This is a genomic window from Ideonella dechloratans (assembly GCF_021049305.1).
Lineage (GTDB): Bacteria > Pseudomonadota > Gammaproteobacteria > Burkholderiales > Burkholderiaceae_C > Ideonella > Ideonella dechloratans.
The window spans coordinates 204621-225096 of record NZ_CP088081.1; the positions used below are offsets into that span (position 1 = coordinate 204621).

Annotated in this window: 16 protein-coding genes and 1 pseudogene; 7 read left to right on the forward strand and 10 right to left on the reverse strand. The window is 71.3% G+C overall.

The annotated features are described in order from the left end of the window. Positions 1 to 35 precede the first annotated feature (35 nt). From LRM40_RS00995 to recG, 7 genes are all read right to left on the reverse strand, one after another. Positions 36 to 1664 carry a peptide chain release factor 3 gene (locus tag LRM40_RS00995; protein ID WP_151122572.1) on the reverse strand — a complete coding sequence of 543 codons (1629 nt, stop codon included), beginning with the start codon at positions 1662 to 1664 and terminating at the stop codon, positions 36 to 38. 44 nt (positions 1665 to 1708) lie between these two features. Then, complete coding sequence (locus LRM40_RS01000; protein WP_151122573.1) at positions 1709 to 2356, reverse strand: FABP family protein; 648 nt, start codon at positions 2354 to 2356, stop codon at positions 1709 to 1711. Between the two features lie 55 nt (positions 2357 to 2411). Next, positions 2412 to 2573: a hypothetical protein gene (locus LRM40_RS01005; protein WP_170288799.1), complete on the reverse strand. Its 162-nt coding sequence runs from the start codon at positions 2571 to 2573 to the stop codon at positions 2412 to 2414. 111 nt (positions 2574 to 2684) lie between these two features. After that, on the reverse strand, positions 2685 to 3608 hold the full coding sequence (locus LRM40_RS01010; RefSeq protein ID WP_151122575.1) for a LysR substrate-binding domain-containing protein: 924 nt from the start codon (positions 3606 to 3608) through the stop codon (positions 2685 to 2687). A 112-nt stretch (positions 3609 to 3720) separates the two neighbouring features. After that, entirely contained in the window at positions 3721 to 5286 is a 1566-nt protein-coding gene (locus LRM40_RS01015) for a M4 family metallopeptidase (RefSeq protein ID WP_151122577.1), read from the reverse strand. A gap of 261 nt (positions 5287 to 5547) precedes the next feature. Then, on the reverse strand, positions 5548 to 7110 hold the full coding sequence (locus LRM40_RS01020) for a M4 family metallopeptidase (RefSeq protein WP_151122579.1): 1563 nt from the start codon (positions 7108 to 7110) through the stop codon (positions 5548 to 5550). A gap of 232 nt (positions 7111 to 7342) precedes the next feature. Beyond that, entirely contained in the window at positions 7343 to 9481 is a 2139-nt protein-coding gene (recG, locus tag LRM40_RS01025; RefSeq protein WP_151122580.1) for an ATP-dependent DNA helicase RecG, read from the reverse strand. A 164-nt stretch (positions 9482 to 9645) separates the two neighbouring features. Between recG and LRM40_RS01030 the strand changes: the two genes are divergently transcribed. From LRM40_RS01030 to LRM40_RS01045, 4 genes are all read left to right on the forward strand, one after another. Continuing rightward, positions 9646 to 9810, forward strand: a complete 165-nt coding sequence (locus LRM40_RS01030; RefSeq protein WP_170288801.1) for a hypothetical protein — start codon at positions 9646 to 9648, stop codon at positions 9808 to 9810. Between the two features lie 82 nt (positions 9811 to 9892). Further along, complete coding sequence (queA, locus tag LRM40_RS01035) at positions 9893 to 11005, forward strand: tRNA preQ1(34) S-adenosylmethionine ribosyltransferase-isomerase QueA (protein WP_151122582.1); 1113 nt, start codon at positions 9893 to 9895, stop codon at positions 11003 to 11005. Between the two features lie 59 nt (positions 11006 to 11064). After that, positions 11065 to 11523: a c-type cytochrome gene (locus LRM40_RS01040; protein ID WP_151122584.1), complete on the forward strand. Its 459-nt coding sequence runs from the start codon at positions 11065 to 11067 to the stop codon at positions 11521 to 11523. A gap of 128 nt (positions 11524 to 11651) precedes the next feature. Further along, positions 11652 to 12866, forward strand: coding sequence for an ABC transporter substrate-binding protein (locus LRM40_RS01045; RefSeq protein ID WP_151122586.1), 1215 nt, complete (start codon positions 11652 to 11654; stop codon positions 12864 to 12866). A gap of 9 nt (positions 12867 to 12875) precedes the next feature. Here the strand turns inward: LRM40_RS01045 and LRM40_RS01050 are convergent, their stop codons facing one another. Next, complete coding sequence (locus tag LRM40_RS01050) at positions 12876 to 13475, reverse strand: IMPACT family protein (protein ID WP_151122587.1); 600 nt, start codon at positions 13473 to 13475, stop codon at positions 12876 to 12878. 98 nt (positions 13476 to 13573) lie between these two features. Between LRM40_RS01050 and tgt the strand changes: the two genes are divergently transcribed. From tgt to LRM40_RS01065, 3 genes are all read left to right on the forward strand, one after another. Beyond that, positions 13574 to 14719 carry a tRNA guanosine(34) transglycosylase Tgt gene (tgt, locus tag LRM40_RS01055; RefSeq protein WP_151122589.1) on the forward strand — a complete coding sequence of 382 codons (1146 nt, stop codon included), beginning with the start codon at positions 13574 to 13576 and terminating at the stop codon, positions 14717 to 14719. 94 nt (positions 14720 to 14813) lie between these two features. After that, positions 14814 to 17108, forward strand: a complete 2295-nt coding sequence (locus LRM40_RS01060) for a hypothetical protein (RefSeq protein WP_231067653.1) — start codon at positions 14814 to 14816, stop codon at positions 17106 to 17108. 11 nt (positions 17109 to 17119) lie between these two features. Next, a complete protein-coding gene (locus LRM40_RS01065) occupies positions 17120 to 17620 on the forward strand; it encodes a hypothetical protein (RefSeq protein WP_231067654.1) in 501 nt (166 codons plus the stop codon). 90 nt (positions 17621 to 17710) lie between these two features. Here the strand turns inward: LRM40_RS01065 and argG are convergent, their stop codons facing one another. Both argG and LRM40_RS01075 read right to left on the reverse strand, forming a co-directional pair. Next, positions 17711 to 19051: an argininosuccinate synthase gene (gene argG / locus LRM40_RS01070; RefSeq protein WP_151125986.1), complete on the reverse strand. Its 1341-nt coding sequence runs from the start codon at positions 19049 to 19051 to the stop codon at positions 17711 to 17713. 65 nt (positions 19052 to 19116) lie between these two features. After that, positions 19117 to 20439: pseudogene (locus LRM40_RS01075) on the reverse strand (MFS transporter); the annotation flags it as partial. Positions 20440 to 20476: the final 37 nt, after the last annotated feature.

Genomic DNA, 20476 nt, shown 5'->3' on the forward strand with positions numbered 1-20476 from the left:
CGCGCGGCCCCAACGGACGCGCACCGTCAGGCGGCTCAGTCCCCCATGCGCTGCTGGAACACCAGGCCCGCGTGCTCGCGCAGGGCGTGGAACTTGATCTTCGGCCAGTTCTCCTGGATGGCGCGCAGCTCGCCGGCGTACTCCAGCAGCAGCGTGGGCGCATCCACCGCGTCCAGCGCCATGCGGTGGCTGTTGCCGTCGATGAAGCGCTTGAGCTCCTTCTCGCCGCCGTCGGCCTCGTCGCAGGTCACCCAGCGGGCCACGTTGAAGCGCGCGGGCATGATGCGGGCCTTCACGCCGTACTCGTGCTCCAGGCGGTGGGCCACCACCTCGAACTGCAGCTGACCGACCGCGCCCAGCAGCAGCACGCTGCCGGCCATGGGGCGGAAGACCTGGATCGCGCCTTCCTCGCCCAGCTGGGTCAGGCCGGCGCGCAGCTGCTTGGTCTTGAGCGGGTCGGCCACTTCCACCGAGCGGAACAGCTCGGGGGCGAAGAAGGGCAGGCCGGTGAACTGCAGGGTTTCGCCTTCGGTCAGGGTGTCGCCCAGCTGCAGCACGCCGTGGTTGGGGATGCCGATGATGTCGCCGGCATAGGCCTCGTCCAGCAGCTCGCGCTTCTGGCTCATGAAGGTGACCACGGTGTTGGGCCGCAGGGTCTTGCCGCTGCGCACCACCTTCATGTTCATGCCGCGCTCGAACTTGCCCGAGGCCACGCGCAGGAAGGCGATGCGGTCGCGGTGCGCCGGGTCCATGTTGGCCTGGATCTTGAAGACCACACCGGTGAACTTGGACTCGTCCGGGTTCACCGTGCGCTGGATCGCCGGGCGCGGGCCCGGGGGCGGGGCCAGATCGACCAGCGCGTCCAGCACCTCCTGCACACCGAAGTTGTTGACGGCCGAGCCGAAGAACATCGGCGTCTGGCGGCCGGCCAGGAACTCGGCCTCGTCGAAGGCCGGCGCGGCTTCGCGCACCAGCTCGATTTCGCCGGCGGCCTGCTCGTAGACGTCGCCGAAGCGCTCGGACAGCACCGGGTTGGCAATGCCCTCGATGATCTCCTCGGTGCCGGCCACGCGGTCCTCGCCCGGCGAGAACACGCGCATCTGGTCCTTGCGCAGGTCCAGCACGCCGCCGAAGAACTTGGCCATGCCCACCGGCCAGGTGAAGGGCACCACCGTCATGCCCAGCTCGGCCTCGATCTCGTCCATCAGGGCCAGCGGGTCCTTCACCTCACGGTCCATCTTGTTGACGAAGGTGAGGATGGGCGTGTTGCGGGCCCGGCAGACCTGCAGCAGGCGCCGGGTTTGCGGCTCCACGCCGTTGGCCGCATCGATCACCATCAGCGCCGCGTCCACCGCCGTCAGCACGCGGTAGGTGTCTTCCGAGAAGTCCTGGTGGCCCGGGGTGTCCAGCAGGTTGATGGTGCAGTCGCGGTACTCCATCTGCATGACGGAGGAGGCCACCGAGATGCCGCGCTGCTTTTCGATCTCCATCCAGTCCGACGTGGCGTGCCGGCTGGCCTTGCGCGCCTTCACCGAGCCGGCGATCTGGATCGCGCCGGAGAACAGCAGCAGCTTTTCCGTCAGCGTGGTCTTGCCCGCGTCAGGGTGGGAGATGATGGCGAAGGTCCGGCGGCGGCGGACCTGTTCGGCGAGTTCGGCGGACATGGCGGGCTCGGCAGAGGGCGAAACCCGCCATTATCCGGCCCGTGTCAAGCCTTCGCCAGCTGGGCCCGCCACAGCGGGTTGGGCGTGGGCTCGCCGATCTTGTGCAGCAGATTGCGGTCGGTGTGGTGGAAGGGCTCGGCCTGGCCGCGGATCTGCAGCACCGTGTCTTCCTCGTAGCCCCAGCTGCCGTCGGCGTTCACCGTCACCTTGATGCGGAACTCGGTGGTCTTGAAGGCCACATCCAGGAAGGGGGCCGAGCAGATGCCGAAGGTGTCCAGGCCCTGGGTGGCCACCAGCTCGAAGCTGGTGGCGTCGGGCGCGGCCGTGCCGCCGGCCAGAGCGGTCTGGCCGCGCGGGATGGTCAGGGTGTGGATCACCGCGCCGGTGGCCGGTTCCCACAGCCAGTAGCCCACCTGCTCGTGGTAGGTCTTGACCTGGTCGGGCTTGGTGATGTGCGTGTGGTAGCGCAGGCCGTAGAGCAGCTGCGGACCGTTGGTCTGCGGGTCGATCGGCTGCAGCTCGATGCGTTCCACATAGGCCTGCTTCTTGGGGCCCTCGGCCTTGGGTTTGACGTCCAGGCCGCGCTCGCCCTGCCAGATGCCGGCCATCGGGGCCAGGGGTCCCAGGTTGGCCAGCGTGTTCAGGTCGATGTCGCGGGGCTCGGTGTAAATGTCGCTCGGGAAGTCGCTCATGGCAGGGCGGCGGGGTTGATCTGGCCTCATTGTGGGGCCGCGGCCGCCTCTGCGCTCAGGTGGCGGCCATGCCGTGGACCATCGGGACCAGCCACAGGCCGCTGCCGACCATGGCGATCCCCAGGCCCAGCACCTGGCGCCAGCTCAGCGGGGCGGTGTGTCCGGACACTTGGATCGTCGGCACGATGGGGGAAGGGCGGCGGGGGATGCGGGGCATGGCGGTTCTCCTGGATCGGCCCGAAGCGGGCCATGGGCAGAAGAATAGTCACACCGTATCAATCGATCCAATTCAATAGCTTGATGGCGGCGATAGCCCCCGGCCCAGGGCTCAGGCGGTCAGGCGTGCCACGCCGGGCAGCTCGCAGGCGTAGATGGCGTTGCGCAGGGCGGCGATGGCCTCGTAGCGGGTGAAGCTGCGCCGCCAGGCCAGCACCACGCGGCGCGAGGGCACCGGCGCCGCAAAGGGCACGAAGACGAGGTGCGGCTGCGGCTCGCGCGGCACGGACAGCTGGGGCACCACGGTCACGCCCATGCCCGAGGCCACCATGTGCTTGATGGTTTCCAGCGAGGAGCCCTCGAAGCTCTTCTTGATGCCCTCGGTGTCGCTGGAGAAGCGGGCGAACTCGGGGCAGACCTCCAGCACATGGTCGCGGAAGCAGTGGCCGGTGCCCAGCAGCAGCATGGTCTCGCGCTTGAGCTCCTCGGAGCTGATGGTCTTGCGCTGGGCCAGCGGGTGCTGGGCGGGCACGGCCACCAGGAAGGGCTCGTCGTACAGCGGCGCGATGGCCAGGCCGGTGTCGGGGAAGGGCTCGGCCATGATGGCGCAGTCCAGTTCGCCGGTGCGCAGCATGTCCAGCAGCTTGACGGTGAAGTTCTCCTGCAGGATCAGCGGCATCTGGGGCGTCATGTCGATGGCATGGCGCACCAGCTCCGGCAGAAGGTAGGGCCCGATCGTGTAGATGATGCCCAGCCGCAGCGGGCCGGCCAGCGGGTCCTTGCCGCGCTGGGCGATCTCGCGGATGCCCTGGGCCTGCTCGATCACGCCCTGGGCCTGGCGCACGATGGCCTCGCCCAGCGGGGTCAGGCTCACCTCGTTGCTGCCGCGCTCGAAGATCTTGACGTCGAGCTCCTCCTCCAGCTTCTTGATGGCCACCGACAGGGTCGGCTGGGAGACGTGGCAGGCCTCGGCCGCGCGGCCGAAATGCCGCTCGCGGGCGACGGCAACGATGTAGCGCAGTTCGGTCAGGGTCATGGCCGCATTGTGCAATCCCGGCCGGGCACCGCACGGCCACCAAAGAAAACGCCGCGGATGGGCCGCGGCGTCGAGAACGGAGGGCGGGGCCCTCCGGGAACAGGTCCGGGACTCAGTTCACATTGATGGCGGACCAGGCGGCCTTGACCGAGGCCAGCTCGGCCGAAGCCGAGCCGTACAGGTCGGTGGCGGCGCTGATGGTGGCGGCGCGGGCGGCCGCGTAGTTGGTGCTGGAAGTCATGTAGACGGTCAGCGCGCGGTACCAGATCTTGGCGGCCTTGTCGCGGCCGACGCCGGTGACGCTGCCGGTGCCGGTGGCGGTCCTGGTGTTGCCGCTCACGCAGGTCTTGGACGGCGAGCCGTTGCTCGTGCCTTCGGCCAGCATGTAGTAGAAGTGGTTGGCCGGGCCGGAGGAGTAGTGCACGTCCAGGTTGCCCACGCCGGAGTACCAGCAGTCCGAGGAGGCGCCGTCGGTGCTGGGCTGCACCATGTTGCGGATGTAGTTGCCCGGCTGGACGAAGATTTCCTCGCCGATCAGGTAGTCCGGGGTGTCATTGGTGTTGTTGGCGTAGTACTCCACCATCGTGCCCATGATGTCCGAGGTGGCCTCGTTCAGGCCGCCGGATTCGCCCGAGTAGGTCAGGTTGGCGGTGCGCGAGGTCACGCCGTGGGTCATCTCGTGGCCGGCCACGTCCAGGGCCACCAGCGGGTAGTAGTTCTTGCCGTTGTCGCCGTCGCCGTAGGTCATGCAGAAGCAGCTGTCGCTCCAGAAGGCGTTGACGTAGTTGCGGCCATAGTGGACGCGCGAGTAGGCGCCGTTGCCGTCGTCGGCGATGCCGTTGCGGCCGAAGGTGTTCTTGTAGTAGTCCCAGGTCTCGTTCTGGCCGTAGGCCGCGTCGGCGGCCACCGTGTTGGTGTCGCTCAGGGTGCCGTTGCCGAAAGTGGCCGTCGAGCTCTTCACCGCCACCTGACGGTAGGTGGTGTTCTTCATGTTGACCACCTTGTGGCCGCCGCGGGTCGCGTCCACCAGGGTGTAGACGCCACGCGAGTTCTTGTCGGCATGCAGGGTCTCGGTGCCGCTGAACAGGGTCTTGCCGGTGACCAGGGCATCGGTGTTCTCGATCTCGTCCCAGCGGTCCAGCAGGGTCTTGCTGGCGGCGCTGACGATGAAGTGCATGCGGCTCGGGGTCTGGTCGGCACGGGTGCCGGTCACCAGCACTTCCCAGGCCAGCTGCGGCTGGCCGTGGCGGGCGAAGACCACCAGCTCCTTGCTCTCGACCTTGGCGCCGGCATGTTCGAAGCGGCCCTTGGCGAAGCTGGCGGCACCGTCGCCGCTCAGCTTGGGCTGGGTCGACAGCGACAGGGCGCCGTCGAAGCTGCGGCTCATGCCGTGCAGGGCGCCACGGGCATCGCCGTGCACCACCAGGTCACCACCCAGCACACGCAGGCCGCGGAAGGTGCGGTCGAAGCGCACATGCTCGCTGCCGTCGGCATCGACCACCAGGTCACGCGCGACGAAGCCGTCCTGGCCGGCCACCAGGCCGGACTGCGACTTCAGGTGGGCCAGGGCACGGGCCACGGCGGGGCTGTCGGCGGCGGGACGGGCTGCCTGGGCGGCAGGAGCCAGGGCCATGGTCAGGGCGGCCAGGGCGGCCAGGTGCAGGGCGGTGGGTTTCATGGTGTGGATGTGAGTGAGGAAAGAGGGGCCGCAGCGCTCGACGCAGGAGCGGGCGGAAGCCGGTCGCCCGCTCGTGGCAGGCGCACAAAACAGTGTGTTCCCCCCCCTGGGGTCGGGCCATCCCTACCACAGGGGGTGCGGAGAACCCTTGCAGCAGCATGACCGCAGGTCAAGAGAAACAGCCCGTGTCCGCATCGCTGCGGAGCACGGGCTGCAGGGCGTCGGACCGGTGGGTCCGACGCGGGGCGGGCGCTGCCGACCTCAGTTGACCAGGATGGCCGACCAGGCGGCCTTGACGGCGGCCACTTCGGTCGAGGCGGCGCCGTAGAGGTCGGTGGCGGCGCTGATGGTGGCGGCGCGGGCGGCCGCGTAGTTGGTGCTGGAAGTCATGTAGACGGTCAGCGCGCGGTACCAGATCTTGGCGGCCTTGTCGCGGCCGATGCCCACCAGGGTGCCGGTGCCGGTGGCGGTCTTGGTGTTGCCGCTCTTGCAGGTCTTGGACGGGGAGCCCGCGGTCGTGCCTTCGGCCAGCATGTAGTAGAAGTGGTTGGCCGGGCCGGAGGAGTAGTGCACGTCCAGACGCTTCAGACCGGTGTACCAGCAGTCGGCCGAGGCGCCGTCCTTGCTGGGCTGGTACATGTAGCGCAGCGCCTTGCCGGTGGTGTTGTAGAGCTCCTCGCCGATCAGGTAGTCGGGCGTGTCGCTGGCGTTGTTGGCGTAGTACTCCACCATCGTGCCCATGATGTCCGAGGTCGCCTCGTTCAGGCCGCCGGACTCACGCGAGTAGGTCAGGTTGGCGGTGCGCGAGGTCACGCCGTGGGTCATCTCGTGGCCGGCCACGTCCAGCGACACCAGCGGGTTCAGGGTGCTGCCGTCGCCGTAGGTCATGCAGAAGCAGCTGTCGCTCCAGTAGGCGTTGTCGTAGTTGCTGCTGTAGTGCACGCGCGAGCGGGCACCGGCGCCGTCGTTGGCGATGCCGTTGCGGCCGAAGGTGTTCAGGTAGTAGTCCCAGGTCATGTTCTGACCGTAGGCGGCGTCGGCGGCGACGGTCTCGCTGCTGGACTCGGCGTTGTTGCCCCAGATGTTGTCGGTGGCGGTGTAGGTCGTCTCGGTGCTGGTACCGTTGTTCATCGACACCACGTAGTGGTTGCCGCGGGTGCTGTCCTTGAGGGTGTAGGTCGAGCCGCTGAGCTGGTCGTGCAGGCTCACGTTGCCCGAGTACAGGGTCTTGCCGGTGCCCACGTCGTCGATGGTCTGGATGTCGTCCCAGCGGTCCAGCAGCACCTTGTCGGTCGCGGCCACGATCAGGTGGGCCTCGCTGGGGGTGCCATCCTCGCGCACGCCGTTGACGCGCACGTCCCAGGCCAGCTGGGGCTTGCCCTCGCGGGCATACACCACCAGTTCGGCCGATTGCACGGCGCCGTTCTTGGCGCCGAACTGGGCCAGGGCTTCACGCTGGGCGGCCTGGGCGAACACCACCGGCTTCAGGTCGATCTGGATCAGGTCGCGCAGGGTCTGGCTGACGCCGCGGAAGCTGCCGTCGCCACGGCTGTGCACCACCAGGTCGCCGCCGATCACCCGCAGGCCGGCGAAGGTGCGGTCAAAGCGCACATGTTCGGCACCGTCGGCGTCGACCACCAGATCGCGGGCGACGAAGCCGTCGCGGCCGGTGCCGTGGGCCTTCTGGAAGGCCACGCCGCCCAGGTGGGCCAGGGCGCGCTGGACGGCCGGGTGATCGGCGGACGGGGCGGCTGCGAAGGCGGGAGCGCCCAGCGACAGCGCCAGAGCGGCGGCGGCCACGGCGCGCAGTGCAAAGGTCTTCATGGAGTGAATGTCCTTGTGGGTGGGTGTGGGTTGTGTTGTGTGCTTCGGCGCCGATCCCCGGATCACGGGGGCGGGCCGAAGCGGAGTGTCAGAGGCGTGACAGGGCCCAGGTATCCCCCAATTTGGGGGATACCTGTCAGACATGACAGGGAGGTGTGAGGGGCGGTAACCGGAGTTCGGTGGAAACCCTCCCCCCTATCCGGGGCCGGGGCCGGGGGCGGGTTCCGGGGTCTCAGGCTTTCAGGAACTCGGCCTTTTGCCCCAGCCAGCGCGCCACCTGGGCCCGTGCGGCGGCCGGGTGGCGGTCCAGCAGCTGGCTGGCCAGGCTGCGCGCGCGCGCCAGCAGCGGTGCGTCTTCGGCCAGGTCGGCAAAACGCAACAGGGCGTCGCCCGACTGGCGTGCGCCCATGAACTCGCCGGGGCCGCGGATCTCCAGGTCGCGCCGGGCGATCTCGAAGCCGTCGGTGGTCTCCACCATGGCCTTCAGGCGCTGCTTGCCGCTGTCCGACAGCGGCGTGCCGTAGAGCAGCACGCAGACGCTGGCCACGCTGCCGCGGCCCACCCGGCCGCGCAGCTGGTGCAGCTGGGCCAGGCCGAAGCGCTCGGCATGCTCGATCACCATCAGGCTGGCATTGGGCACATCCACGCCCACCTCGATCACCGTGGTGGCCACCAGCACCTGCAGCGCGCCGGCCGAGAAGCGCGCCATCACCGCGGCCTTCTCGGCCGGCGGCATGCGCCCGTGCAGCAGGCCCACCTCCACGCCGGGCAGGGCCTGGGCCAGGTCCTCGCGGGTGGCGGTGGCATTGCTCAGCTCCGACAGCGGCGTGCCGCGGCTGTTGTCGTCGTTCTCGCTTTCCTCGATCAGCGGGCAGACCCAGTAGACCTGCCGGCCGCGCGCCACCTCCTCGCCGATGCGCTCCATCACCTCGTGGCGCCGGCTGTCGGCGAACACCTTGGTGACGATGGGTGTGCGCCCGGGCGGCAGCTCGTCGATGGTGGAGACCTCCAGGTCGGCGTAGTAGGTCATGGCCAGGGTGCGCGGGATGGGCGTGGCGCTCATCATCAGCAGGTGCGGCTCCAGCGGCCGGCCGTCGTCGGTCTGCGCGCGCAGCTTGCGCCGCAGCTCCAGCCGTTGCGCCACGCCGAAGCGGTGCTGCTCGTCCACGATGGCCAGGCCCAGCTTGGAGAACACCACGTCGTCCTGGATCACCGCGTGCGTGCCCACCACCAGCAGGGCCTCGCCGCTGGCCACCTTGGCCAGCATGGCCTGGCGCGCCTTGCCCTTGCGGCTGCCGGTCAGCCAGGCCACGGTGATGCCCAGCGGCTCCAGCCACTGCACCAGCTTGGCAAAGTGCTGTTCGGCCAGGATCTCGGTGGGCGCCATCAGCGCGCACTGCCAGCCCTGGTCCATGGCGATGGCGGCGCACAGCGCGGCCACCACCGTCTTGCCCGCGCCCACATCGCCCTGCAGCAGGCGGTGCATGGGCTGGGGCTGGGCCAGGTCGGTGGCAATCTCCTCGCACACCCGGTGCTGGGCCCGGGTCAGGCCCCAGGGCAGCTGGGCCAGCAAGCGCTCGTGCAGACCGCCGGGCCGGGCGGGCAGGGCGGGGGCGGCCAGCAGGGCCCGCTCGCGGCGCGACTGCATCTGCGAGAGCTGCTGGGCCAGCAGCTCCTCGAACTTCAGGCGCTGCCAGGCGGGGTGGCTGTGGTCTTCCAGCGTGGCCAGCTGGGCCTTGGGCGGCGGATGGTGCAGGAAGTGCAGCGCATCGCGCAGCGTGGGCAGGCCCGCGGGCACGCTGCCGGCGGGCAGCACCTCGTCCAGCGGCGCGCGGCCCAGGCCGGCGGCCACCGCCTTGCGCAGATAGGCCTGCGGCAGCTGGGCGGTGCTGGGATAAACGGGGGTGAGCGAGGCCGCCAGCGGCGTGCCGTCCTGCACCGCCTTGAAGGTGGGGTGCACCATCTCGCGGCCGAAGAAGCCGCCGCGCAGCTCGCCGCGCACCCGCACCCGCGCGCCGGGGGCCAGCGTCTTCTGGTGCGAGGGGTAGAAGTGGATGAAGCGCAGCACCAGCTCATCGCCAGCGTCGTCCTGCAGCCGCACCACCAGCTGGCGGCGCGGGCGCAGCTCCACCTTGGATTCGGTCACCACGCCCTCGGTCTGCAGCGGCAGGCCCAGCCGGCCCTCGCGCAGCGGGGTCAGGCGGGTCTCGTCCTCGTAGCGCAGGGGCAGGTGCAGGGCCAGGGCCAGGGGTGTGGTCAGGCCCAGGCGCTCCAGGGCGCGGGCCGGCCCCGAGCGGGATTTGTCGGTGGCCGGGGCAGCAGCAGGGGCGGCGGCAGGCGCAGAGCGGGCCGTGGCGCGGGCGTCAGGCATGCAGGAATTCTCGCCGCAGCGCCGGGATGCGGCCCGGCCGCCACAGCCGCTGACACTTTTTTTCACCTTGCGGGATGTCGTGCTCTCCTGGGTGCATGTCCTGCGGTGACAATCCACAGCCCAACAGCGGGACATGGAACGCGCCGCTGCAGAAATGGATGTGCATGGTCGCCGCGCTGCGGGTCTTTGGTCGCTTGATGTTCTGGTTGTCGATGGTGCTGTTGCTGGCCCTGGCCCTGGCCTGGGCCTGGGACCGCTCCGACGCCAGTGCCGCGGCGGCGGCCACGCCGGCCACCCCCACGCCCGCCGCGGCCGCCCACGCAGGCTGAGGCCCAGGCCCCGAAGGGGCTTGGCGCACATGGGACAATTCGCGCTTGTCCAACACTTGAAGGCCGGTCAAGCCTGCAAGCCATGTCTGTGTCTCCCTCGCCCGCGCCCTCGTCTCAGGGTGCCTCGGCCTTCACCCTGGCCGATTTTGATTTCCCCCTCCCTCCCGAACTGATCGCGCAGCAGCCCGCCGCCGAGCGCAGCGCCGCCCGCCTGCTTGATGGCCGCGGCGACCGCCCGGTGGACCGGGTCTTCCGCGAACTGCCCGGCCTGCTCCAGCCCGGCGACCTGCTGGTCTTCAACGACACCCGGGTGCTCAAGGCCCGCCTGCATGGCGAGAAGGCCACCGGCGGCAGCGTCGAAGCCCTGGTCGAGCGCGTGCTGCCCACCCCGCCGGGCGGGCCCGGTGAGCTGCTGGCCCATGTGCGCGCCAGCAAGTCGCCCAAGCCCGGCAGCACCGTGCGCCTGGGCACCGACCGCGGCGAAGGCTTCGAGGCCGAGGTGATCGGCCGCGCCGGGCCGGACAACGCCCTGTTCCACCTGCGCGTGCCGGGCGACCCCTTCGCCCTGCTGGAGGCCTTCGGCCATGTGCCGCTGCCGCCCTACATCACGCACGACGACGCGCCGGAGGACGAGACCCGCTACCAGACCGTCTTCGCCGCCCGCCCGGGCGCGGTGGCCGCCCCCACGGCCGCCCTGCACTTTGACGAAGGCGTGCTGGCCGCGCTGGCCGCGCGCGGCATCGAGCGCACCCAGGTCACCCTGCACGTGGGCGCCGGCACCTTCCAGCCGGTGCGCACCGAGAACATCGCCGAGCACAAGATGCACAGCGAGTGGTTCGAGGTGCCGCAGGCCACGGTGGACGCCATCGCCCGCACCCGGGCCGCGGGCGGGCGCATCGTCTCGGTGGGCACCACCACGCTGCGGGCCCTGGAATCGGCCGCGGTGCAAACCGGCAGCCGCGAGGGCCTGGACCGGGCCTGCCACGGCGAGACCGACATCTTCATCACCCCGGGCTTCCGCTTCCGGGTGGTGGACCGGCTGGTGACCAACTTCCACCTGCCCAAGAGCACGCTGATGATGCTGGTGAGCGCCTTTGCCGGCCACGACCACATCATGGCGCTCTACCGTCACGCCATCGAGGCGCGCTACCGCTTCTTCAGCTACGGCGACGCCATGCTGCTGGACCGGCGCTGAGCGCGCCGCCGCCGCCGGGCAGGTAAGCTAGCGTCTGACCACTGCTTCCTGCCCCTGCCATGATCGCCCGCGCCGCCTTCCCGTTCACCCCTTCCGCCCCCCTGCGTCTGTGGCCCGTGCTGGCGCTGCTGGCGGCGGGTGCCGCCCAGGCGGCCGCCCCGGCGGTCGACGGGGCGCGGGCCGAGCGCATCGCCCAGGGGGCCGGCTGCTTCGGCTGCCACCAGATCGACCCCCGGCCCACCGACGAGGACGAGGACGATGACCAATCCGCCGCCACGACGCCCGCGGCCCGTCCCCCCATCGCCCCGGCCTGGCGCAACGTGGCCACCAAGTACCGCCATGACGGCGGCGCCCTGGAGCGCCTGACCCGCGCCGTGCTGGGCGGCTCCAACCCCTACGACCCGCACTGGAAGTACCAGGTCACTGGCCTGGCCATGCCGGCCAACCGCATCGCCATCAGCGAGGACGATGCCCGCCTGGTGGTGCGCTGGATCCTGTCGCTGGACGACGCGGACTGATCCGGCCCGGGGCGCCGTGGCGCCGAAGCGTCTTGCGCCGCGTCAGGATCGTGACACGCGGCCATGCCATCATCGCGCTCGACAAGAGGCGCGTCCTGTGAGGGCGGCCCGGCACAGGAGACAAGACGATGCGACGCAAGCTGGTGTGGGCCCTGGCGGGCCTGCTGTTGGGAGCCCCCGCCTGGGCCGCCGCCCCCTCGGAGGGCCCTGCGCCGATCCGGGTCGGCTTCATCTGCCCCTTCACCGGCGGCTCGGCCGACTTCGGCACCGCCGCGCGGCTGGGGGCCGAGCTGGCCGTCAGCGAGGTCAACCAGGCCGGCGGTTACCTGGGCCGCCCGCTGGAGCTGGTCGCGCGCGACGACAAGTCCAATCCCGACGAGGGCCGCAAGATCGCCGAGGAGCTGGTGCAAGGCAAGAAAGCCGACTTCACCATCGGCTTCTGCAACTCCGGGGTGGCGCTCAAGTCGCTGGAGGTGTTCCAGAACGCCCACCACCTGCTGATGATCCCGGTGGCCACCGGGACGGCGCTCACCGCCCAGTTCCCGCCGGCCAGCAGCTTCATCTTCCGCGTCTCCCCGCGCGACGCCCTGCAGGCCGCCTTCCTGGTCGACGAGGTGCAGCGCCGCAGCCTGAACAAGGTGGCGGTCTTCGCCGACAAGACCGGCTATGGCGAGGGCGGCCTGAAGGATGTCGAGCGCTTCCTGGCCCAGAAGAGCCTGAAGCCGGTCTACGTGGCCCGCTTCGACCTGGGCACCGCCAGCCTGACGGCCCAGATGCGCGAGGCCAAAGCGGCGGGGGCCGAGGCCATCATCGCCTACACGGTCGGCCCCGAAATGGGCATGCTGGCCCAGTCGCGTGCCGAGGCCGGCGTCAACGCCGACCTGCTGGGGCCCTGGACGCTGGCGCTGCGCTCGGCCGAGGACCGGGGCGGCAAGGCACTGGAAGGTGCGGCCATGGTCCAGACCATCGTGCCGGACACGACGCTGGAGCGCCGGACCTCCTTCATCGCCCGGCTGCACCGCCTGCGCGGCAAGGAGCCGCTGGGCTCGCTGATGGCCGCCGCCCAGTCCTACGACGCCGTCTACCTCATGCTGGGCGCGCTGTTCCAGACCCAGGGCCACGCCGAGGGCGAGGCACTCAAGAATGCGCTGGAGCACCTGAACCGGCCCTACAGCGGCGTGGTGACCACCTACGACCAGCCCTTCTCGCCCAGCGACCACGACGCCATCAGCGCCAACATGCTGTGGCTGGCCACCTGGCGCCGGGGGGAGTTGCACTTCTTCTACCCCGAGGACGCCCGCAAGGCGACGGTCATCCAGCGCAAGCCGGGCGCCGCGCACTGAGGTCGGGGTTCAGCCCTCTTCCGGGTGGGCCACCCAGCCCAGCTGGCCCTGGCCCAGTTCCTCCAGCTGGGCCACCAGCGCCGCCTGCTGGCCCTCCGTCACGCTGAAGTCCAGCCGCACCAGCGCGGCGTGCTGGGCGCCCAGCAGCGGGGCTTCGGCGGCTTCCAGCGCCCGGCGGATGCGGCCCTCCAGCGCATACGGCACCTGGCAGGCCAGGGTCAGCCGCTTCTGCAAGGTCACCCGCTCGGCCTGCAGCAGGGCCTGGGCCACGCTGTCGGTGTAGGCCCGCACCAGCCCGCCGGCGCCCAGCTTCACCCCGCCGAAGTAGCGCACCACGGTGGCCAGCACGCCTTCCAGTTCCTGGTGGCGCAGCACGTCCAGCATCGGCCGGCCGGCCGTGCCGCCGGGCTCGCCGTCGTCGTTGGCGGCCGATTGGCCCCCGGCCAGCAGGGCCCAGCAGACATGGGCGGCGGCGGGGTGCTCGGCCTTCAGCGCGGCCACCCGGGCCTGGGCCGCGGCGCGGTCGGCCATGGGCTCGACGCAGCCGATGAAACGGCTTTTCTTGATCAGCAGCTCGCTGTGGACAGGGTGGGCAAGGGTGAAGGCCATGGGGGGCGAAACGCAGCACGGGAGCTGTGCAATCCGCCACTGTCGCACATCCCCGCGGACCCGCCGCGGGGGCGCGCGGCTCGGCGACAATCCGGCCCATGCTCCAGTTCGAACTGCTCAAGACCGACGGCCTGGCCCGCCGCGGCCGCCTGACCCTGAACCACGGCGTCGTGCAAACGCCGATCTTCATGCCCGTGGGCACCTACGGCACCGTCAAGGGTGTGCTGCCGCGTTCGCTGCACGACATGGGCGCGCAGATCATCCTGGGCAACACCTTCCACCTCTGGATGCGCCCCGGCCTGGACGTGATGCAGAGCTTCGGCGGCCTGCACGGTTTCGAACGCTGGGACAAGCCCATCCTGACCGACTCCGGCGGCTTCCAGGTCTGGAGCCTGGGCGAGATGCGCAAGATCAGCGAGGAGGGCGTCAAGTTCGCCTCGCCGGTCAACGGCGACCGCCTCTTCCTCACGCCCGAAGTCAGCATGCAGATCCAGACCTTGCTGAACTCGGACATCGTGATGCAGTTCGACGAGTGCACGCCCTACGAGACCAAGGGCCACCTCACCACCGAGAAGGAGGCCCGCTTCTCGATGGAGCTGAGCCGCCGCTGGGCCAAGCGCTGCATCGCCGAGTTCGAGCGCCTGCAGAACCCCAACGCCCTGTTCGGCATCGTGCAGGGCGGCATGTTCGAGCACCTGCGTGAAGAGTCCCTGCAGGCCCTGGTCGAGATGGACCTGCCCGGCTACGCCATCGGCGGCGTCAGCGTGGGCGAGCCCAAGGAGGACATGCTGCGCATCATGGCCCACACCCCGCACCGGCTGCCGGCACACAAGCCGCGCTACCTGATGGGCGTGGGCACGCCCGAGGACCTGGTGGCCGGCGTGGCCTGCGGCGTGGACATGTTCGACTGCGTCATGCCCACCCGCAACGCGCGCAACGGCCACCTGTTCACCCGCTTCGGCGACCTGAAGATCCGCAACGCCCGCCACAAGAGCGACCACCGGCCCATCGACGAGACCTGCAGCTGCTACGCCTGCACCGGCGACGCCAGCAATGGCGGCTTCAGCCGGGCCTATCTGCACCACCTGGACCGCTGCGGCGAAATGCTCGGCCCCATGCTGGCCACCATTCACAACCTGCACTACTACCTGAACCTGATGCGCGAAGTGCGCGAGGCGCTGGACGCCGACCGCTTCGAGGAATTCCGCCGGCAGTTCGCCACCGACCGCGCTCGCGGCGTCTGACGTCCCGTCCCCTCCTGCCGACCCGGCCATCGCCCGGCCCCTGTGGCCCCGGGCGATGCGCCTCCCACTGACCAACCACGGAAGCTCTCGCCCCATGGCGACCACCTCCCGGCGCCGCCGCGCCGCCGCACCGGCCGACGACGCGCCGCTGACGGCCGCGCTGGACGCGGCCCCCGCCCCCATCTCCACCCCGGCCCCCGAGGTATCCGCCGAAACGGTGGCCCCCGCCGCCAAGCCTGCCCGCAAGCGCGCGGCGGCCCAACCCCGCAAGACGGCGGCGGCCGCCAAGGCCGCGCCCGCCGAGGTCCTGTCGACCGAGCCCGAGGCACCGGCGCAGGCCGCGCCGGCCGCCCCGCGAGCACCGGCTCGCAAGACCGCCAAGCGGCGCCCCGCCACGACCGAGGTCGTTGCAGCCCCGGCCGACGCGCAGACCGAGACGCCGGCCGCAGCGCCGGTGGCAGCGGTTCCAGCAGCGGTCGAGCCCGAGGCGACCCCGGCGACCGAGCCGCCGGCCCGCAAATCCAGCCGCTCGCGCCGCCGCAGCCCGGCCGCCCCCGCACCCGAGGCGGTGACGTCGACTGAGGCCGAGGTGCCCGCCGTTGCCGAGCGCTCCGAGCCCGCGACGGCCGATGTGCCTGTGCCCGCGCCGGCGCCCGCTGAAACGCCGCTGCCCGTGCTGGAAGCCGCCGAGGCACTGCCGCCGGCGGCCGAGGCCCAGCCCGAGCTGGAGGCCGGTGCCGAGCTCGGCGGCGAGCCGGCCCCGGTGGCCGAAGCCCCGCCCGCGCCGGCCCCCGCCCCGCAGCCGCCCACCCCCAGCCGCCTGAGCCTGACCGACCGCCGTCTGCAGTGGGAGGCCGGCCGCGGCTGCCCCGAAACGCTGCGCCAGGCCGTCTCGCGCTGGCAGGACCGCGACGGCCGCCTCACCCTGAACGAGACCGAGGCCCTGGACGAGCTGGTGGCGGTGGCCGCCCGCTGCGGTCATCGGCTGATCGTGGACGAGGCCGTCTGGGCGCAACTGGCGCTCAAGGGCGACCTGCGCCAGCGCATCGCCCACCTGGAAGCCTGCTTCCCGCAGGGCCTGGAAGCCGCCGAGTTCGAGGGCGCCGCCGCCGGCCCGCTGCCGGCCCGCCCGGCCCAGCGCGAGGCCGCCTTCTTCGCCGCCTGTGCCGGCGCCTGCCTGCTGGCCGACGCCGAGGGCCTGGAGCCCGAGCGCGAGCTGGCCCTGGCCTGGCAGCTGGTGCAGCGCCATTTCGGCGCCCGCCAGGTGGCGGTGCGCCTGCGTGGCGAGGCCGACGAGGCCCTGCGCGCCCGCTGGCAGGCCCTGCTGGCCCCGCTGAGCACGGACGCCTCGGTGCAACTGCTGCGCCCCGGCGAGCCGCTGCCGGCCGGCCTGGACGTGCTGATCGTCGATCAGCGCTCCGGCTGGCTGGCTCTGCCGGCCGAAGAAGACACCGCCGCGCCCTGGCTGTGGGTGCTGGCGCGCGAGGACGGCCTGCAGACCCACCCGGCCGAGGCCGAGGCCTGGCTGGGCCGGCTGGACCGCCTGGGCACCGGCGCAGTGGCCCAGGGCCTGGCCGCGGCCACCCCGGACGCCCTGGGCCCGCTGCTGCTGCAGCGCGGCTGGGCCGAGGTGGCCGACCAGTGGCCGGCCTGGGCGCCCGAGGAGCGCGCCGTGGCCTGGCCCGACGAGACCCGCCAGCGCCATGCCCAGGCCCTGGCGGCCGCCACGCCGCTGCTGGCGCGCTGGCAGCGCAGCGGCTTCCTGTCCGACAGCGACCAGCTGGCGCTGCGGGCCCAGCTGGCCCAGGCCGAGGCGGCCGAGCGCGAGGCCGCGCTGGTGGCCCTGCCCGAGCTGCTGGCCGAGGCTCTGGGCCGCGGCCTGTCCCGCGTGGTGCTGTTCGCCGAGGCCGACGCCGCCGAGGAGATGCCCGCCTGGGCCGAGTTGCTCAACGAATGGCTGGCCGCGGCCGGCTGGCAGGCCCAGGTGCTGCCCACGGCCAACCGTGAGGCCGACGCCGCGCTGCGCCGCTTCCGCGACGCCGAGGGCCCCAGCCTGCTGCTGGTGGCCGATGGCCTGCCCGGCAGCGAGCCGCGCATCCCCACCGCGCCGCGCCTGCCCCTGATCGTCCACCTGGACCGCCCCTGGGACGAGGCCCAGCGCGAGCGCCGCCTGCAGCGCCTGCGCCTGCCGCGCGCCCAGCGCGCGGTGCCCGTCTGGCAGGTGCTGCCCGAGGACAGCCTGGCCGCGCGCCGCCAGCACCTGCCCGCGCCCCAGGCGGGCACGCCGGTGACCGGCCGTCTGCGCCGCGGCCCGGCCCTGCAGGCCTGGCTGGCCGGTCTGGCGGCCTGCCTGCTGCCGGCCCAAGCCGAGGCCGTCCCGGCGGCCTGAGGCGAGCGCCCATGTCCGGCAGCCCTTGGCGCGCCCGTCTGAAGGCCCTGCTGCACGCGCTGTGGCAGTGGCCGCTGGCGCTGCTCATCCTGTTCGAGGAATGGGGTTGGGAGCCGCTGCAGCGCCTGCTGGCCTGGGTCGGCGCCTGGCCGGGCTTTCGGCAACTGGAAGCCTGGGTGCGGCGCCTGCCGCCCTATGGCGCGCTGGCGCTGTTCGCCCTGCCCACGTTGGCCCTGCTGCCCATCAAGCTGCTGGCGCTGTGGGCCGTCAGCCGCGGCCATGCGCTGCTGGGCCTGGCGGTGATCCTGGCGGCCAAGCTGGGCGGCACCGCGGTGGTGGCGCGGCTCTTCACGCTGACCCAGCCGGCCCTGATGCGCCTGGCCTGGTTCGCCCGCCTGCACGGCCGCTGGGTGCCCTGGAAGGAGGCCCTGCTGGCGCGGGTGCGGGCCAGCGCCCCGTGGCGCCTGGCCCGCGCGCTGCGCGCGCGCCTGCGCCGAGGGCCCAGGCCCTGATCAGGCGAAAAAAAGGGCCCCACGAAGGGGCCCCGGAAGGCGGTGGGCCGGCCGAGGCCGGACACAACCGCTGTCAACCGTGTGCGCTGATCAGGCCTTGTCGGGCGCGGTGATCAGGCCGATGCTGCTGTCCGGGCGGCCCAGCAGGCCGGCGTCGCTGTAGATGCCCAACTTCTCGCGGGTGTCGGCGATGTCCAGGTTGCGCATCGTCAGCTGGCCGATGCGGTCGGCCGGCGTGAAGGCGGCGTTCTCCACCTTCTCCATGCTCAGGCGTTCCGGCGCATAGGTCAGGTTGGGGCTCTCGGTGTTCATGATCGAGTAGTCGTTGCCGCGGCGCAGCTCCAGGGTCACCTCGCCGGTCACGGCGCGGGCGATCCAGCGCTGGGCCGATTCGCGCAGCATCATGCACTGCGGGTCGAACCAGCGGCCCTGGTATAGCAGGCGGCCGAGCTTGCGGCCGTTCATGCGGTACTGCTCGATGGAATCCTCGTTGTGGATGCCGGTCACCAGGCGCTCGTAGGCGATGTGCAGCAGCGCCATGCCCGGGGCTTCGTAGATGCCGCGGCTCTTGGCCTCGATGATGCGGTTCTCGATCTGGTCGCACATGCCCAGGCCGTGGCGGCCGCCGATCTTGTTGGCCTCTTCGAACAGGGCCACGGCGTTGGCGAATGTCTGGCCGTTCAGGGCCACCGGCACGCCTTCCTCGAAGCGCACGCTGACCGTTTCAGCCTTGACCTCGACCTCGGGCTTCCAGAAGGCCACGCCCATGATGGGCTTGACGATGTGCATGCCGGCGTTGAGGAACTCCAGGTCCTTGGCCTCGTGGGTGGCGCCCAGCATGTTGGAGTCGGTCGAGTAGGCCTTCTCCACGCTCATCTTGTAGTCGAAGCCGTTGGCGATGAGGTACTCGCTCATCTCCTTGCGGCCGCCCAGCTCGTCGATGAAGCGCTGGTCCAGCCAGGGCTTGTAGATCTTCAGCGCGGGGTTGACCAGCAGGCCGTAGCGGTAGAAGCGCTCGATGTCGTTGCCCTTGTAGGTCGAGCCGTCGCCCCAGATGTTGACGCCGTCTTCCTTCATCGCCGCCACCAGCATGGTGCCGGTCACGGCGCGGCCCAGCGGGGTGGTGTTGAAGTAGGTCGCGCCGCCGGTGCTGATGTGGAAGGCCCCGGACTGGATGGCGGCGATGCCCTCGGCCACCAGCTGCGTGCGGCAGTCGATCAGGCGGGCGATGTCGGCGCCGTAGGCCTTGGCCTTGCGCGGGATTTCCTCGTAGTCGCTCTCGTCGGGCTGGCCCAGGTTGGCGGTGTAGGCGCAGGGCACGGCGCCCTTGGAGCGCATCCAGTGCACGGCGGCGCTGGTGTCCAGGCCACCGGAGAAGGCGATGCCGACGCGCACGCCGGTGGGGAGTTGTTGCAGGATGGTGGCGGACACGGTGTGTTCTCGTTGAAGCCGACGGGGAATCCCCAATTTTAGGCCGGCTTGCTCCCGCTGCGTCCCAGCCAGGCGCGGCAACGCTGCGCATAGGCCGGCTCCAGCGTGAACAGGGCGCCCGCAGCGGCCACGTTGGCCAGGGCCAGCAGGCCGAAAACGCCGGGGATGCCCAGGCCGGCCGAACGCAGGGCGCCGACGATCAGCGCGCTGGCGATCATGTAGAGCGCGTTGAGGATGTTGTTGGCCGCGATGATGCGGGCGCGGTGGCTGGGCGGCGAGCGCCACTGCACCAGCGCGTACATCGGCACGCTGAACAGGCCGGCCGACAGCGACAGCAGGTAGAGCTCGGCCAGCAGCGGCCAGTGGCCCGGCTGGGCCAGGAAGGCCCCCAGCGTCCAGCGCTGGGCGGCGGCGGGTTCCAGGCCGGAGGTCCAGGCCAGGGCGCCGGCGAACACCGCCATGCCCAGCGCGCCCAGCGGCACCAGGCCGATCTCCACATGGTGGCGGCTCAGGCGCTCGCACAGCAGCGAGCCGGTGCCCACGCCCACCGAGAACACCACCAGCAGCAGCGAGGCCACGTGTTCGTCGCCGTGCAGCACCTCCTTGGCATAGGCCGGGAACTGCGACAGGAAGACCGCGCCGAAGAACCACAGCCAGGAGATGCCCAGCAGGGTGCGAAAGACCGTGGGCTGCTGGCGCGCCAGCTGCAGGTTGCGCCAGGTCTCGGAGAAGGGGTTGAAGTTCAGCCGCAGGCCGGGTGCATCTGGCGGGCTGGGCGGCACGCCCTGCACCGTCCAGCGGCCCAGCGCCGCCAGCAGCAGGCCGGCCAGGCCCACGGCCTGCACGCTGCTGGGCACGCTGCCCTCGGGCAGGCCGGCCAGCACCCCGCCCAGCACATTGCCCAGCAGGATGGCCACGAAGGTGCCCATCTCCACCAGGCCGTTGCCGCCGGTCAGCTCGCGCTCGCCCAGGTGCTGGGGCAGGTAGGCGTACTTCACCGGGCCGAACACCGTGCTGTGCAGGCCCATCAGGAAGATGCAGCCCAGCAGCAGCGCGATCCAGCCCTGCCACAGGCCCCAGGCCGCCAGCGCCATGATGGCCAGCTCCAGGTTCTTCACCATGCGCATCACGCGGGCCTTGTCCAGCAGGTCGGCCAGCTGGCCGGCGGTGGCCGAGAACAGCAGGAAGGGCAGGATGAACACCGCGCCGATGGCCAGCCCGGCCAGGGCCGGCGGCAGCCAGTCCACCGACAGCCGGTAGGTCACCAGCACCGTGAAGGCGAACTTCAGCACGTTGTCGTTCATCGCCCCCAGGAACTGGGTCCAGAAGAAGGGGGCGAAGCGGCGCTGGCGCAGCAGGGCGAACTGGCTGGAGGGGGGAGCGGACATCGTGCGGTGGCGGGCGGCGGTGGTTGACTGTAGCGGC